This is a genomic window from Flavobacterium sp. (assembly GCF_046153165.1).
GTDB lineage: Bacteria > Bacteroidota > Bacteroidia > Flavobacteriales > Flavobacteriaceae > Flavobacterium.
Map to the genome: position 1 here is coordinate 12,451 of NZ_JBJXEN010000058.1, position 17,530 is coordinate 29,980.

Annotated in this window: 14 protein-coding genes, 1 tRNA gene and 1 pseudogene; all 16 read left to right on the plus strand. The window is 32.3% G+C overall.

Going from position 1 to position 17,530, the window contains the following annotated elements; all coding sequences use genetic code 11:
• Window position 1: 1 nt before the first annotated feature.
• The gene (locus tag ACKVOV_RS06840) at window positions 2-382 is read left to right on the plus strand and encodes a diacylglycerol kinase family protein (protein ID WP_409206015.1); all 381 of its coding nucleotides are present in this window, start codon (window positions 2-4) and stop codon (window positions 380-382) included.
• A gap of 23 nt (window positions 383-405) precedes the next feature.
• Complete coding sequence (locus ACKVOV_RS06845) at window positions 406-2,868, plus strand: DNA translocase FtsK (RefSeq protein WP_409206016.1); 2,463 nt, start codon at window positions 406-408, stop codon at window positions 2,866-2,868.
• Complete coding sequence (locus ACKVOV_RS06850) at window positions 2,849-3,517, plus strand: LolA family protein (RefSeq protein ID WP_409206017.1); 669 nt, start codon at window positions 2,849-2,851, stop codon at window positions 3,515-3,517. The genes ACKVOV_RS06845 and ACKVOV_RS06850 overlap by 20 nt, the downstream gene beginning before the upstream one ends.
• A gap of 5 nt (window positions 3,518-3,522) precedes the next feature.
• Window positions 3,523-4,965, plus strand: coding sequence for an LptF/LptG family permease (locus tag ACKVOV_RS06855; protein ID WP_409206018.1), 1,443 nt, complete (start codon window positions 3,523-3,525; stop codon window positions 4,963-4,965).
• 2 nt (window positions 4,966-4,967) lie between these two features.
• On the plus strand, window positions 4,968-6,101 hold the full coding sequence (gene ribB, locus ACKVOV_RS06860) for a 3,4-dihydroxy-2-butanone-4-phosphate synthase (protein ID WP_409206019.1): 1,134 nt from the start codon (window positions 4,968-4,970) through the stop codon (window positions 6,099-6,101).
• A gap of 147 nt (window positions 6,102-6,248) precedes the next feature.
• Window positions 6,249-6,336, plus strand: a tRNA-Ser gene (locus tag ACKVOV_RS06865).
• Window positions 6,337-6,596: 260 nt separating this feature from the next.
• Entirely contained in the window at window positions 6,597-7,841 is a 1,245-nt protein-coding gene (locus tag ACKVOV_RS06870) for a site-specific integrase (protein ID WP_409206020.1), read from the plus strand.
• A 76-nt stretch (window positions 7,842-7,917) separates the two neighbouring features.
• Window positions 7,918-8,766, plus strand: coding sequence for an RteC domain-containing protein (locus tag ACKVOV_RS06875; protein ID WP_409206021.1), 849 nt, complete (start codon window positions 7,918-7,920; stop codon window positions 8,764-8,766).
• Window positions 8,767-8,874: 108 nt separating this feature from the next.
• Window positions 8,875-9,180, plus strand: coding sequence for a helix-turn-helix domain-containing protein (locus tag ACKVOV_RS06880; RefSeq protein ID WP_409206022.1), 306 nt, complete (start codon window positions 8,875-8,877; stop codon window positions 9,178-9,180).
• Window positions 9,177-10,103 carry a transcriptional regulator gene (locus ACKVOV_RS06885; RefSeq protein WP_409206023.1) on the plus strand — a complete coding sequence of 309 codons (927 nt, stop codon included), beginning with the start codon at window positions 9,177-9,179 and terminating at the stop codon, window positions 10,101-10,103. Before ACKVOV_RS06880 ends, ACKVOV_RS06885 begins: the two co-directional genes overlap by 4 nt.
• Window positions 10,036-10,701: an AAA family ATPase gene (locus ACKVOV_RS06890; protein WP_409206024.1), complete on the plus strand. Its 666-nt coding sequence runs from the start codon at window positions 10,036-10,038 to the stop codon at window positions 10,699-10,701. Before ACKVOV_RS06885 ends, ACKVOV_RS06890 begins: the two co-directional genes overlap by 68 nt.
• 21 nt (window positions 10,702-10,722) lie before the next feature.
• Complete coding sequence (locus ACKVOV_RS06895; RefSeq protein WP_409206025.1) at window positions 10,723-11,364, plus strand: hypothetical protein; 642 nt, start codon at window positions 10,723-10,725, stop codon at window positions 11,362-11,364.
• Between the two features lie 60 nt (window positions 11,365-11,424).
• Window positions 11,425-11,739, plus strand: coding sequence for a DUF6660 family protein (locus tag ACKVOV_RS06900; RefSeq protein ID WP_409206026.1), 315 nt, complete (start codon window positions 11,425-11,427; stop codon window positions 11,737-11,739).
• A gap of 94 nt (window positions 11,740-11,833) precedes the next feature.
• Window positions 11,834-16,135: a CusA/CzcA family heavy metal efflux RND transporter gene (locus ACKVOV_RS06905; RefSeq protein WP_409206027.1), complete on the plus strand. Its 4,302-nt coding sequence runs from the start codon at window positions 11,834-11,836 to the stop codon at window positions 16,133-16,135.
• A 10-nt stretch (window positions 16,136-16,145) separates the two neighbouring features.
• Window positions 16,146-17,309, plus strand: a complete 1,164-nt coding sequence (locus ACKVOV_RS06910; RefSeq protein ID WP_409206028.1) for an efflux RND transporter periplasmic adaptor subunit — start codon at window positions 16,146-16,148, stop codon at window positions 17,307-17,309.
• Window positions 17,310-17,331: 22 nt separating this feature from the next.
• Window positions 17,332-17,530 (plus strand): annotated as a pseudogene (locus ACKVOV_RS06915) (SAM-dependent methyltransferase); the annotation flags it as partial.

Below are 17,530 nucleotides of genomic sequence, written 5' to 3' on the forward strand. Positions count from 1 at the left end.
TATGAGTGTAAAATTTGAAAAAGATAATACTTTTGTAACAGGTCGTTTCAAGAGTATGGGATTTGCATTAAAAGGTGCAATAAAACTAATTACTACAGAACATAGTGTTATGGTGCAATCATCTATCGCTGTGATAATGATTATTGCTGGTTTTTATTTCCAAATTTCTAGAACTGATTGGATGTTTCAAATACTAGCATTTGGATTAGTTTTAAGTGTTGAAGGCTTAAATACTGCAGTAGAAAAAGTTGCCGATTTTGTTCATCCAGATTATCATGAACGTATTGGTTTTATAAAAGATATTGCTGCTGGTGCAGTTTTCTTTGCAGCCATGACGGCAATTGCTATTGGATTAATGATTTATTTACCAATATTCTTATAGAAACAAATATCGTAAATCTACTCATGGCAAAAGCTAAAAAAGAAATAAAACCTACAGAACCTGAAGAAACGAATTTTTTAAGTCGTTTTAGTCCGTCTCGCCAACAAAAAATTACCATTGGTATTTTATTGGTGCTAATTTCGATTGCTTTTGGGTTATCATTTATATCTTATTTCGTAAACGGAAATAAAGATCAAAGTGAATTAGGTAATTTTACTTCAAGAAATCCTGATATTCAAAATTGGTTAGGGAAATTTGGTGCTTTTGTGTCAGATTTTTTTATATATAAAGGATTTGGAGTAGCATCCTTTTTATTTGTTAGACTTTTATTTTTAACAGGAGCTTATTTAGTTTTAGACTTAGCTGTGGGAAAACTAAAAAAAACTTGGTTTTGGGATATTTTTGTTATCATAATTTTATCTATTCTTTTTGGATTTTTTGGAAATTATTTGCCAGAATTAGGTGGAGTTATTGGTTATGAGATGAATTTATTTTCGCAAGATTATATAGGGAAATCAGGAACCTTATTAGCATTAATTTTTGGAATAGTTATTTATTTTATTTTTAAAATAAAAGTATCGCCAGACAAAATTAAAGGCTTTTTCGAGAAAACTAAAAATGATATAAAAGAAGAATTAAAACCAATAAATAATACATCATCTACTTATAATTTAGAGGAATTTGCTACTGATGAAGCTGCCGAATTGCCTGTAAAAAAGTTCGAATTTCAATCTGATGAGGAAGATTTAGGTGAAATTACCTTAAAACCAGTCTCTCAATTCGAAATAAATAAAGAAAGTTTGAAACCTACAATTTCTAACGCATCGGAATTAATTTTAGAAACAACAATTAAAGAAGAAATTCTGATTGATAATAATTACAAACAAAATGAAAATGAGTTTGTAATCGAAAAAGTGGAAGAAGAAGATATTGTAGAAGAAAATTTAGCATCACGATTAGTAGCAGATTTTGGAGAATTTGATCCAACATTAGATTTATCAAATTTTAAATTTCCAGGAATCGATTTACTAAAAGATTATTCATCAGGCGGAATCACGATCAACCAAGAGGAACTTGAAGAAAATAAAAATAAAATTGTAGAAACTTTACGCAACTACAAAATTGAAATTGCTCAGATTAAAGCAACCGTTGGTCCATCGGTTACTTTATACGAAATTGTACCAGAAGCTGGAATTAGAATTTCTAAAATAAAAAGTTTAGAAGACGATATTGCACTATCACTTTCGGCATTAGGTATTCGTATTATTGCGCCAATTCCAGGAAAAGGAACTATTGGTATCGAAGTTCCAAACAAGAATCCAAGCATGGTTTCTATGAAATCAGTAATTGGTTCAGCCAAGTTTCAAGAAGCGGAAATGGAATTACCTATTGCATTAGGAAAAACAATTTCTAATGAAACTTTTGTTGTCGATTTAGCAAAAATGCCCCATTTATTAATGGCAGGAGCAACAGGTCAAGGAAAGTCGGTAGGATTAAATGCAGTTTTAACCTCATTATTATACAAAAAGCACCCAGCAGAAGTTAAGTTTGTTTTGGTCGATCCAAAGAAAGTCGAGCTAACACTTTTTAATAAAATTGAACGTCATTATTTAGCAAAATTGCCAGATACTGATGAAGCCATTATTACCGATAATGCAAAAGTTGTTGCAACACTAAACTCACTTTGCGTAGAAATGGATAACCGTTATTCTTTATTAAAAGATGCCATGGTGCGTAATATCAAAGAATATAACGAAAAGTTCAAACAACGAAAACTAAATCCAGAAGCGGGACATCGTTTTTTACCTTATATAGTTTTGGTTGTCGATGAGTTTGCCGATTTGATTATGACTGCAGGAAAAGAAGTAGAATTACCAATAGCTCGTTTAGCACAATTAGCCCGTGCCATTGGAATTCACCTAATAATTGCAACACAAAGGCCATCTGTAAATGTAATTACAGGTATGATTAAAGCCAATTTCCCTGCTAGAATTGCGTTTAGAGTTACCTCAAAAATAGATTCTAGAACGATTTTAGATTCAGGAGGAGCAGACCAGTTAATAGGTCGTGGAGATATGCTTTTTAGTAACGGAAATGATTTAGTTCGTGTACAATGTGCTTTTGTAGATACACCAGAGGTTGAAAAAATCACAGAGTTTATAGGTTCTCAAAAAGCTTACGCCACAGCTTATTTACTTCCAGAGTTTGTTGGAGAAGATAGTGGCATACAACTTGATATGGACATATCCGAAAGAGATACTTTGTTTAGAGATGCTGCCGAAGTAATTGTAACTGCACAACAAGGATCTGCTTCATTAATTCAGCGAAAGCTAAAATTAGGATACAATCGCGCAGGAAGATTAATAGATCAATTGGAGGCGGCAGGAATTGTTGGGCCGTTTGAAGGAAGTAAAGCACGTGGCGTAAATATCCCAGATTTAGTAGCTCTTGAACAATTTTTTAATAATGAAAAAAATAATAACTAATATTATGATGAAGAGGATAATTGGTTTATTGCTAATAATTTTTAGTTTTTCTGCACAAGCTCAAGATGCAGAGAAAGCAAAAGCATTGCTTGATAAAGTTTCGGCAAAAGTAAAAAGTTACAAAAACATTCAAATAGATTTTAAATACTCTTTGAAAAACCTTAAGGAAAATGTAAATCAGGAAAGTAAAGGGAATGTAACTCTAAGCGGAAATCAGTATGTGTTGAATTTTATGGGTGTTACAAAACTATGTGACGGGAAAAAATTATATTCTATAGTTCCTGAAGACGAAGAAATATCTATTTCAAACATTGGAGGAAAGGAAGAAGATAATGATACACCAGCAAAAATGTTGACCTTTTTTAGTAAAGGTTTCAAATATGCTTGGGATATTACGCAAAATGTAAAAGGCAAAAAAATTCAATATCTAAAACTAACTCCAATAAGCTCTAAAGACGAGCGAAAACAAATTTTGGTTGGAGTAGATGTGGCAACCAATCAGATATATAAAACAATATCAGTGGCTAAAAATGGAACAGAAATCACTTTGACTGTTAATTCTTTCAAAACCAACCAAACATTACCAAAAAATCAGTTTACTTTTGCGCAAAGCAAATATCCTAAGTATTATATCAATAAACTGGACTAAACTGAATGAAAATTCTTGATAAATATCTTCTAAAAACCTATTTAACTTCATTTGTTGGAGTATTTGTAATTTTAATTTTTATATTTATTCTTCAAACTGTTTGGTTATTTATTTCGGAATTGGCAGGAAAAGACCTAGACTTAGTTTTAATTTTGAAATTCTTACTTTTCAAAATGCCAAGTTTAGTTCCTTTAGTACTTCCATTATCAGTTTTACTTTCGGCAATAATGACTTTTGGAGATTTGGCTGAGAATTATGAATTTGCAGCTATGAAATCGGCAGGAATTTCATTTCAAAGAACAATAAAAGGACTAACAGGGTTCATTTTATTATTAGCTTTGGCTGCATTTTTCTTTGCAAATAATGTAATTCCTTATGCTGAGTATAAATTTACAAATTTCAGAAAAAATATTGCGCAGGTAAAACCAGCTATGGCAATTGCCGAAGGACAATTTAGCACAATAGGTAATATAAACATTAAGGTTGATAAAAAAACTGGTGAAAATGGTGAATTCCTAGAAGGAGTAACCATGCATAAAAAATCTAATCTTGGAGAAGGTGCAAAAACTGTTATTAAATCCAAAAGAGGACAATTAATAAGTAGTGATAAATCTAATTTACTACAATTAGTATTGTTAGATGGTTATTATTACGAAGATATTACTCCTAATAATTATCAAGACAGACAAAAAATGCCTTTTGCAAAAGTATATTTCAAGAAATATAATATAAACATCGATTTGTCTAAATTAAATAAAGTCGATGGGAGTGAAGAAAATATCACAAATGCATGTTATATGCTAAATTTGTCGGAACTAAAATATACAGTCGACTCATTAACTACTAGCTACAATAGAGAAATAGTATCTGTAGCAGATAATATGTACCAACGTGTAGGTTTAAATGCAAACCTTCAGCCAGATTCATTAAGACCTAAAAAGCCAAAAATAGTTGAATTAACAAGTTTTTTGACTAAAGAAGAAAAATCAAAAATATTAGAAATAGCAGCTAGTGATGCATTGAGTTCAAAACAAAACTTTGACATAAATAATTTTTCATTAGAGTATAAGAAAAAGGATATAAATAGTTTTTGGCTATCCATTCACGAAAAATTTGTAATTGCTTTTGCTTGTATATTAATGTTTTTTATAGGAGCGCCACTGGGATCTATTATTAGAAAAGGAGGATTGGGATTGCCTATAGTTTTTGCCATGTTAATATTTATAACCTTTCACTTTCTAAATACATTTGGCAAAAAAGTAGCACAAGAATCAGGAATGACGCCATTTTTTGGTGCTTGGATTTCATTTTTCTTATTGGTTCCGTTGGCTATTTTTTTAACTAGGAAAGCAATAAATGATAGCGGAGGAATAAACTTTGATGGAATTACAGAGCCAATTAAAAATTTATTTAACAAACTACTAAAACAAAACAACAAATTACAATAAAAATGACTACAAATAAGATAAAACTAAATACTATTGAAGAGGCAATAGAAGACATTCGCCAAGGCAAGATTATTATAGTTGTAGATGATGAGGATCGTGAAAATGAAGGAGATTTTCTTGCTGCTGCCGAAAAAGTAACACCAGAAATGATAAATTTTATGGCAACACATGGTCGAGGATTAATTTGCGCGCCACTTACAGAGAGTCGTTGCAAAGAATTAGAACTAAGAGCTATGGTTTCTAATAATACAGATCACATGGAAACTGCTTTTACTGTTTCAGTCGATTTAAAAGGCAATGGAGTAACTACAGGAATATCGGCATCAGATAGAGCAAAAACAATATTGGCATTAGTAGATGGAAAGACAAAACCTTATGAATTGGCACGTCCAGGGCATATTTTTCCTTTAGTAGCAAAACAAGGTGGTGTTTTAAGAAGAACAGGGCATACTGAAGCTGCGATAGATTTTGCAAGACTGGCAGGTTTTAAATCGGCAGGAGTTATTGTAGAAATCATGAATGAAGATGGTACAATGGCTCGTTTACCAGAATTATACAAAGTAGCAAAAAAATTCGATTTAAAATTAGTTTCAATCGAAGATCTAGTAGCTTATAGAATGCAACATGATAGTTTAATTGTTAAAAAAGAAGATTTTGATATAGAAACTAGATTTGGAACATTCAGACTACGAGCATACGAGCAAACGACAAATAAACAAATACATATAGCACTTACAAAAGGAACTTGGAATTTAGGAGAATCTATTCTAACTAGAATTAATTCATCGCAAGTAAATAATGACTTATTAGGAACATTAACTAATAATGCAGATAAACAGCTAGATGATATGTTTAAGATGATAAACGAACAAGGAAAGGGAGCGGTGTTATTTATAAATCAAGATATGCAATCGGTGAACTTGTTAAGTAGAATATCAGAACTTAAATTATTACAATCAAAAGGTGAAATGAAAGCACCAAAAATTATAATTGATAGCAAAGACTTCGGAATAGGTGCTCAAATGCTTCATGATATAGATATTTCTAAAATTAGATTAATATCAAATACAGAGCAGTCAAAAAGGGTAGGAATGATTGGTTATGGCTTAGAAATCATGGAATATGTGAATTATTAATTATTTTTATAATAGGTAAGATTTTATAAATGAATTAGTTAATTGCAAGGATTAAAAAATCTTTATTTTTAATCGATTTTATTTTTGATTATCAAAAAAAGGTTCTTATATTTGCACTCGCAATCAGGAAATGGTTGCAGTCTTATTGGAGAAATGGCAGAGCGGTCGAATGCGGCAGTCTTGAAAACTGTTGACTGTAACAGGTCCGGGGGTTCGAATCCCTCTTTCTCCGCCAGTAGAAATACAAAAGGTTACAAAACCCACTAAATTCAACGATTTAGTGGGTTTTTTCGTTTCTAGGATAATCAAATTATTCATTTAATCTCAAAGTTTTGGTGTCTTTCGAGGTGTCACTAAATTATAAAAATTTAAGTGACACCTCTCACAGAAAACCACCAGTACAACAAGGTGTTCAATAACATATTCAAAATATGTACATCTTGTGTGTAATTATTAGAAATTTTAAATTTAATAATAACTAAAAGGTTACCACTTATGAATACTACTGTATCCGTTCTCTTTTACATAAAGAGATCAAAAGCCAACAACGAGGGCATTTGCCCTATTTATGCAAGAGTAACAATCCAAGCCAAACGATTTGAGTTTAGTGCAAGCAAGTATGTAAATCCCGAACGATGGTCGCCAGAAGGGTCGAAAGTCAAGGGTACAAATGAAGAAGCTAGAACAATAAATAGCCATCTGGATTATTTGAAAAATCAAGTTTTAGAAGCCGAAAAAAGATTATTCAAAAAAGACATCAAAGTTACTTCCGAAAATTTGAAGAATGAATTGTTTGGAGCTGCTGAAACGAAACGAATGCTAATCCCAATCTTCCAAGACCATAATAACAAAATAAAGGAATTGGTTGGCAAAGAATACGCACCAGGAACATTAGAACGTTATAAAACTTCGTTGAGCCATACCATCGAATTTCTACAATGGAAATACAAAATTTCCGATATTGAGATAAACAAAATAGATCACGCCTTTGTTACTGATTATGAATTTTGGTTAAGAAGCGTTAGAAATTGTGCTAACAACACCGCCGTAAAATACATAAAGAATTTCAGCAAGATAATTAAACTTTGTCTGGCCAATGACTGGCTAAACAAAAATCCGTTTGCAAATTATAAATCTAAAGTTAAAGAAGTCGAGAGAGTTTATTTATCTGAAGAAGAAATTCAAAACATCATTAACAAAGATTTCAAAACCGAACGATTGTCTTTGGTGCGTGATATATTCCTTTTTAGCTGCTTTACTGGTTTGGCTTACATTGATGTCAAAAACTTAACAAAGTCGCATATAAGCATCGGTATTGATGGCGAGAAATGGATATTTACTCACAGACAGAAAACCGAAACCGCTTCCAAAATTCCTATTCTTCCAGTAACGCAAATGATTATTGATAAATACGCTGACCATCCTAAAAGTAATAACGAAGTCAGACTTTTGCCAATTTTAACCAATCAAAAAATGAATGCTTATCTCAAAGAAATAGCTGGCGTTTGCGAGATTGAAAAAGAATTAACTTTTCACATTGCCAGACACACTTTTGCAACGACTATAACCCTTACAAATGGCGTTCCGATAGAAAGTGTAAGCAAAATGTTAGGTCATAAAAACTTACGAACTACCCAACACTATGCAAAGGTTTTGGATAAAAAAGTTAGCGAAGATATGCAGGTTTTGAGAAATAAGTTTTCAATGACACCGATACAAAAAGAGCAAAAAATAAATTAAGATCATTATTGGATTTGGAGTTTTTAGGTTTATTTTTTTGAGTCAAATCAAAATTTTAAACCTAAAAACAACAAAAATGAGCATCAAATTTAAACAACCATTATTTGAATTAACAGAACAATTAAGTTTTATCAACCTAGAAATGGATGATTTGATAACAAAATCTGTAAAGTCAATTGAAATAACATTAAAGGTAATTAACAACCTTAAAAAGCAATTTCTAAAAGACAAAACAATGAGTTTGGATTCTGAAATAGATTTTTTTAAAAACATAAAACCAAAATTCACTTCTTTATACATTTATCACAATACCATTTTGAAAATCGAAACTAAAATGCCACACGGTGGCGAACGGATAACTAAAAAATACCTCAACAATGAACTAAAAAAACTAAAGCGATTTTTCGACAACAATTTAGATTTTTACAACTACCACAGAACCGGAAGTAGTTTTCTTGATTTTAAATATTTTGTTAGAGGGAATTACGATGTAAAATTACGATTGGATAGTTTTTATTTTGAAGCTGATCATAATTTTTCAACTTCACACGATTTTAAAGTCGCAAAGATTCTTGCATATGATCTAGTACAGGTTTATTTGGAAACCAAACTATCAAATACTGGAAAAAAAGAATACAAAGAAAAATCCCAACTTGAACCGAAAGGGAAAATGGTTTGGACAGGAAATAAAGTTGCATTAACAGAACTATTGTATGCTTTGCATACTAAAGGAGTTTTCAATAATGGTGCAGCCGAACTAAAAGAAATTGCAATTTATTTCGAGGAAATATTCAATATCGATTTAGGACAATACCGAAGAACTTTCCTTGAAATAAGGGAGCGTAAGGCGGATAGAACAAAATTTTTAAGCACTTTGGAAGAAGTCTTAACCAAGCGGATGGACGAAACCGATGAAACATTTTAATATAAACATTTTCAATTTATATAAAATCGTTCCCAACGGGGTTTGAGTTGTGATTTTTATTAAACCAAAACATACAATTTTGTACCATAACAATTTAAAAATTTCAAAATGGCAGTAGAAATCATTACTAGAGAAGACCTAAACGAATTTCGTTCACTCCTTTTAACAGACTTGAAAGATATGTTTAATTCAAAACCGCAACAGCAAAAACAATGGCTCAAATCCTCCGAAGTCAGAAAATTGCTAAATATTTCTCCAGGCACTTTACAAAATCTACGAGTAAACGGAACTATCACTTATACTAAAGTTGGTGGAATACTTTACTACTCCAGTTCCGATTTAGAAAAAGTATTAGAAGAAAATAAAGTCGATGCAACAGTTACCTTATTCAGTCCAAAATGGTTAGTGAGATGAATTACATAAAACACCTAACAGGATTCTTTGAGAAAGTGGCTATCGATAAAACTCTCAATCCAACACACGTAAGCTTGTATATGTCCTTGTTTCAATTTTGGAACTGCAATCGGTTCAAAAACCCAATCAGTATTTCTCGTGATGAGGTAATGAGGATAAGTAAAATAAGTTCCAAAGCAACCTATCATAAGTGTTTGAAAAACTTACATTCACAAGGTTATATTAATTATGAACCATCATATAATCCATTCAAAGGAAGCCTCGTTTACCTATTAAATTTTTCAGATGATTTAAAACCAATTGCCAAAAATGAAAAAATCACAACACCAAAAAATGAACCCCTTTTTGAACTGGTTAATGAACAAGTAGTGAACAAGCTCTGTACTAGTACTGGTACAACTAGTGGGACTGGTGCTGAACAAGCTCTAGTATCTTATATAAACAATACAAACATACCAAACATTTCAAACGATTTAAAGATTGTAAACTTGGACGAGCAAGCAAAAAAATTTGAAAATGATAATGGTTTTTTAAAAAGCGAAACTGCCGAAAAAGAAAAAAGTTCCGCCAAAAAAGAAATGACGGAGATATTAGCCGATGATAATCGGCAAATTTCATCGTCATTCGCCGACACCAGTGAAAATCAAACTGAAAAAAGTCGGCAAAAAGAGATTGTGCCATCAATCGAAAATGTCAAAGCCTATTTTCTGGAGAATAACTTTCAAGAAATCGAAGCTATTAAATTTTTCAATTACTTCTCCAGCAATGGTTGGCTAGTCGGTGGCAAAACCCCGATGGTCAATTGGCAAGCAGCAGCAGAAAATTGGATATTAAACGCACCTAAATTCATTTCAAATGAACACCCCAACAGAGCAAAACACCTCAACACAGGAAACGATAAAGACTATTCAGAGCCATTATAGCTACACTGAAATAATTGTTTGGTTAGAGAAAAGAGGCATTGATTTATACGGAAGTCATTTCAAAATACTTGAAAGCGATTATCCAATAATTTATAAACTCATCGCCTATTTTCTAAAAGATGAAGCAACTTGTTTTCAATACACAATAGACCTCAACAAAGGAATTTTACTTTCTGGACCAGTGGGCTGTGGCAAAACATCACTTTTAAATTTAATGAAATACCTAACCCCTACCGAACATAGATTTTTTTTAAAATCAACAAGAGATATAAGTTTTGAATTCATACAAGACGGCTACGAAATCATTCACAAATACAGCAAAGGAAAATTATACGAATCGCAACCAAAAACAATATGCTTTGATGATTTAGGGACAGAAAATAACCTAAAATACTACGGAAACGAATGTAACGTAATGGCTGAAATTCTATTATCTCGTTATGATATTTTCACAAGTAAAAAAATTCAAACGCATATCACGACAAACCTTTCGGCAAGTGAAATTGAGAATGTTTACGGTAATCGAGTTCGTTCTAGATTACGTGAATTATGTAATTTAATTGCATTTGAAAAACATTCTATTGATAAACGAAAATAGTAACCTACAAATCAAATCAAAATGAAATCAATAAATACATTCTGGAACTGGTTCCAAGATAATAATCAAATCATTCAAAACATAGTTAATGAAACACCAAAAAATCAAAAAAACATTAGTTTTTGGATAGATAAACACTTGAAATTCTATTGTAAAGAATTAGATTTTATGCTCGTTTTTTCAAAAATAAAAACAAACAAATCCGAAATGATAATTACGGCAAATGGGAATCTGGATTACTTCCAACAAGTCGTAAATTTAGTGGACAATGCACCTCAACTCAAGAACTGGAAATTTACAGCATTTATTCAGCCAGCATCAGAAATTGAAAAGATTATTAGTGGATTAGATGAACCATACTTTTTTCAAGATATTACACTAAAAACAAGTGAACTCAAATTTAGAACATTGGATTATGACCAAGAAAAATCAAGGTTAGATCTAATTATTCACCTCAAAAACTACGCATTACATTGTGATAGCAAAACGTTACAACAAGCAATTTTTATTGTTATTCAGGATTTATTAGGAGAAGAGTCCCTGTTTCAAAATATTAATTTAGTCCAATTGGCACAAATGCCCGACAACGATAATGGCTTAATTCACTTGTACGAATTGCAGTTTTATATTGATAAAATAAATGCTTTCAAAAAAAAATCATAAAAAAAGGTTAACATAACTTTTTTTTGATACCATAAAATAAAAAATCCTACTTTTACACCTGTGAAATTAATACTATTCATATTTTCAATATACTTAACAGTGCTTTCCTGTATGCCTTGTGCAGACGGTAATGCTATTTTGTATAATAAGAAAGTTACTATAAGCAATCAATCAATTCCACACCACGACAACGATATTTGCTCTCCTCTTTGTATATGTAGCTGTTGTGGTTGTCAAGGTTTTACTTTCACTTCTATTTATTCATACAATTTTATTCCGAGCAGAATTTCAGTTAAAAAAAAACTACCTGAATACAAATCAAAAAATACTTCCAATTTCTTCGGGAGCATTTGGCAACCGCCTCAAATAGTATAATGAAGCCCGAGTAATTTCGGGTTATAGAGTTGTGGATTTTCCACAGTATTCAATGGGCATTCGTGTCTAATTACTCATTCATTATACTATAACAATGATAAATAAAATCATTAATTTTTCCGTAAACAACAAACTCATTACAGGCGTTTTGTTGGCGATATTTGTTTTGTTTGGCATTTATTCATTCACACAATTAAGTGTTGATGCTTTGCCCGATGTAACCAATAATCAAGTGCAAGTAGTTACAAATACTCCTAATTTGGCTACACAAGAAGTGGAACAGTTTATAACCTATCCGTTAGAAACCGAGTTCAAATCATTGTCCGATATGGTCGAATTACGAAGCACAAGCCGTTCGGGTTTGTCGGTAATTACGATTGTTTTTAAAGACAATGTTCCAGTAAATATTGCTCGTCAACGAGTAGATGAAAAAATAAAAACGGCTACCGATAATATTCCAAAACAATATGGAACACCCGAATTATTACCTCCAACAACAGGACTTGGCGAAATATTTCAATATGTTTTAGTTCCACAAAAAGGATATGAAGAAAAATATAACTTATCCGAATTAAGAACCATTCAAGATTGGATCGTGCGCCGTCAATTATTGGGAACAATTGGCGTGGTCGATGTAAGTAGTTTTGGTGGTAAACTAAAACAATACGAAGTTTCAGTAAAACCCGAACGACTTTCGGCTAACAATCTAACGTTAATCGATGTGTTTGATGCGTTGCAAAACAACAACGAAAACACAGGTGGAAGCTACATTGATAAAGGTCCAAATATTTATTTCATTCGTGGAGAAGGATTAATTCAAAACCTAGAAGACATCAACAATATTGTAGTCAAAAACAATACAGGTGTTCCTATTTTAATAAAGGACATTGCGGAAGTTAAATTTGGTTTTGCACCTCGTTACGGAGCAATGACAAGAAACGGCAAAGGCGAAACCGTTGGTGGAGTAGTTTTAATGCAGAAAGGAGAAAACGCTGTACGAGTAATTGAACGGGTAAAGGAAAAAATGAAATCCATTGAAAAATCTTTGCCACAAGGTGTGAAAATCGATGTGTTTGTAGATAGAACCAAACTAATTGAGAAAACAGTCAGTACGGTTTCAACCAATTTATTAGAGGGAGCATTAATCGTTATTTTAGTTTTGGTTTTGTTTCTTGGCAGTTTGCGAGCAGGTTTAATTGTAGCTTCTGTCATTCCTTTAGCGATGCTTTTTGCCATAATTATAATGAATATGTTCGGGTTAAGTGCCAACTTAATGAGTATGGGTGCTTTAGATTTTGGACTTATTGTTGATGGTGCTGTAATCGTGGTCGAAGCTACTTTGCATATTTTCTCAAAGCATTACAAAAGCAATATTCTTTCTCAAAATCAAATGGATAAAGAGGTAATCAAAAGTTCATCAAAAATTATGAGTAGTGCCATATTTGGGCAAATCATTATCTTGATTGTTTATATTCCATTGTTTGTTTTAAGTGGTGTCGAGGGCAAAATGTTTATGCCAATGGCACAAACTGTTAGTTTCGCTATCGTAGGCGCATTAATACTTTCGCTTACTTATGTGCCTTGGGCTAGTAGCCTTTTTTTAGACAAAAAAGTTAGCGACAAACCTAATTTTACCGATAGGTTTATCAATAAATTAAACAATTGGTATCAACCTTATTTGGTTAAAGCTTTAGAAAGAAAATTTACAGTTATTGGCGTTGCAATATTCTTATTTATAGCATCATTATTTATATTCAATTCATTAGGAGGAGAATTTATTCCCGAATTAGACGAGGGCGATTTTGCAATGAATTACACTATTCGACAAGGAAGCAGCTTGCCTCAAAGTATTGAAGTAGGCACACAATTAGAAAAACTTGCGCTTACATTTCCGGAAGTTAAAGAAGTAGTTGGCAAAATTGGCAGTAGCGAAATTCCAACTGACCCAATGCCTATAGAAAGTGCTGATTTGATTATGGTAATGAAAGATAAAAAAGAATGGACTACAGCACACAACAAAGAAGATTTAGCCGAGAAAATGAATGAAAAGTTAAGTCAAATACCAGGTTGTAATTTATCTTTTGAGCAACCCATTCAAATGCGTTTCAATGAACTGATTGCAGGAGTAAAATCGGATATTGCTATAAAAATATTTGGCGATAATTTAGATAAATTATTTTCAGAAGCTAACAGAACAGTTCCTATTATTAGCAAAATTGAAGGATTAACCGATATAAAAGTAGAACAAGTTACAGGGATGCCTCAATTGGTGGTTAAATACAACCGCAATAAAATTGCTCAATATGGTTTGAATATTGCCGATGTAAACCGAATTTTAAATACGGCTTATGCAGGTGGTACAACTGGCGTTGTATATGAGGGAGAGAAAAAATTTGATTTGGTCGTTCGTATTCCTAAAAACCAAAACACAGATATTGACGCTTTAAAATCATTATTAATTCCAACACCAAGAGGCAATCAAATTCCATTAAATGAAGTAGCCGAAATCACTTTTAAAACTGCTCCATCACAAATAAGCCGTGAAAATGCCGAACGCAGAATAGTAATTGAAGCCAACGTTCGTGGTCGTGATGTTGAAAGTGTAGTATTAGAAATTCAACAAAAATTAGAAGCCAAATTAAAACTACCCGAAGGCTATTTTATTACTTATGGTGGGCAATTTCAAAACTTACAAGAAGCAAAAGGAAGATTACAATTAGCAGTTCCTGTGGCACTTTTACTGATTTTCTTTTTACTCTTTTTATCATTCCGCTCACTTAAAGAAGCAACAATTATTTTCTCTGCAATTCCATTGGCATCCATTGGCGGAATTATCGCTTTATGGGTTCGTGGAATGAATTTTAGCATTTCCGCAGGAGTTGGTTTTATTGCGTTGTTTGGAGTAGCAGTCTTAAACGGAATCGTTTTAATAAGTTATTACAACCAATTAAAAGAAGAGGGCGAAGACAATCTTTTAAAACGTATTTATAAAGGTAGTAGTGCAAGGTTAAGACCAATTTTAGCAACGGCAACTGTCGCTTCATTAGGATTTTTACCAATGGCATTAAGTACAAGCGCAGGTGCGGAAGTGCAAAAGCCATTAGCAACTGTCGTTATCGGTGGTTTGCTTACTTCTACGCTATTAACATTATTTGTTTTACCAGTTTTATATTATTTAGTAATGACACCAAAAAAGATAAAAGTAAATCCGAAAATTGCAACAATTGTAGTATTGTTTTTAAGTTGTTTTTCTTTCAATGCCAATGCACAAACGCAAACTTTTACTTTACAGAATGCGTTAGATTTAGCAACCAAGAATTATCCAACGTTGCAACAAGCGAGTTTGCAAACCCAGCAACAACAAGCATTAACCAAAACGGCGACTGTTCTCGACCCTTTCAATATCAATAGTAATTTAGGTCAGATAAACAGCAAATTGTTTGATTATAATATTGGCGTGGCACAAGGTTTTAAACTATCCAACAAAGCCGATAGAAACTTATTAATTCAAAATGTAGCAGTAGCAAAATCCTTTGAAGCAGTTACAAAAAATGAGTTGATAAAAAACGTATCCAATGCTTATTTCAATTGGCTTTACAATGTGCAACACTATAATTTATTGCTCGAAACGGATAACATCTTTGCCGATTATGAAAAATATGCCGATAAGAAATTTCAAGTAGGCGAATCGAGTAAATTGGAAAAGATAAATGCCTCTTTGCAACGCAAAGAATTAAAAATGCAATTAGCAGAAGCCAATTCGCAAGTACTGTTTTATTTAACCGAATTACAAAAGTGGACACGAAGCAACGAACCCTACCAAGCACCAACGAAATACGATGCTTTACCCGAAATTAATGTAAGCGATAGTACATTAGTCAAAAATCATCCTGTTTTACAGTTTTTGCAACAGCAAATTATTGCTAAAGAATTAGCTATAAAATCAGAAAAAGCAAAAGCAAATCCATCTTTCAATTTGGGCGTAAATACTCAAAGTTTAGACAAGGAAAATCCGTTTTATTATGGTAGTGTGGGTATTAATATTCCTTTATTCAGAAACGGGATCAAAGCAAAAACGCAAGTTGCAAAATTGGAAACCGAAATTGTAAAAAAGGAATTAGAGAAATCGCAACAGGAATTAGCAACCATTTATTTGCAACAATTTCAACTGCAAAAACAATATTCCGAGCAACTTAATTTTTACAAAACAGAGGGTTTGCCAATGGCTGAAACAATTGTAAATTCAGCACAGCGATTGTATAAATCGGGCGATATTGGCTATATTGAATATACCCAAAACCTAAAAGATGCCAACAAAATAAAAACTGATTATCTGATTGCAATGAACAATTACAATCAAACCATAATCAACATTCAATATTTATTAAACAAATAAAATACTAACGATGAAAAATAATATAGCAATAATAATCCTTTTGTTTTTGGGCGTAGTTTCGTGCAAGAATAATGATGCCGAAGCATCAAAAGCCGAAACTTCAAAGGAAACAGCCACCGAAACAGCCACAACAGCAGTTGTAACATTTACTGATGCACAAATAAAAGCCATTGATTTACAGTTAGGCAATTTTGAAAATAAAAACCTAACAACAACTTTAAAGATAAACGGAAAATTATCATTGCCACCACAATACCAAGCACAAGTAAGTATCTTGACTGGTGGTGTTGTTAAAAATATTTTCGTTCAAGAGGGCGAATTTGTAAACAAAGGAAAAACTTTGGCAACAATTGCTAATACTGAAGTGATACAATTACAACAAGATTATTTAGAAAACAACGCCAACCTTTCGTATTTGGAAAAAGAGTATCTACGCCAAAAAGAGTTGCGTGATGATAATATCAACGCAGGAAAAACTTACCAACAATCACAAAGAGAATTGCAAATTGCACAAGCCAAAAAGGAAACCTTAAAATCTAAATTGGCTCAATTAGGAATTAATGCCAATAATTTATCTTCTAAAAATATCGCTTCAAATATTGCTATTTCAGCACCAATAAGCGGTTATATACAACACATCAATTTAACAATGGGGAAATTTGCCGATGCAAACGCTGTACTATTTGAAATAATCGACAATCGATTTTTACATTTGGATTTAAAAGTTTTTGAAAAAGACATCCATAAAATCAAAATTGGACAAGAAATAACTTTTAGCGATGCCAACGATGTTTCACATTCGCACCCAGCTAAAATTTATGCTATCAATAAGGCTTTTGAACCGAACGAACAAGCGGTATTGGTTCACGCCAAAATAAACGAAACCACCGAAACTGTTTTACCCGGAATGTATGTAGAAGCAAGAGTAAAAATTGATAATGCTAATACAGCGGCACTCCCAACAGAAGCCATAGTAAACAATGGAAACGACCATTTTATATTTGTAACGACAGGCAAAAACATCTTTCAACAAATAAAAGTAAACATTGGCGCAAGCGATTTGGGTTATACCGAAGTAAAAGTAATTGATAAAATTCCTGCAAACGCAAGAGTAGTAATCAAAGGAGCGTATTATCTATTATCTGAATTAACCAAAGGAAGCGGAGAAGAATAATAATTAAAATAATTTTATAATTATGGAAAATAAAAAATCACATTGGGAAAATGTTTTTGCTTCAAAACAACCAAACGAAGTAAGTTGGACACAAAAATATCCTAAAACTGCTATAGATTATTTAGAAAATCTAAACCTATCTAAAACCGCTAATATAATTGATATTGGCGGTGGCGATAGTAATTTGGTAGATGCCTTGCTAGACAAAGGCTACCAAAATA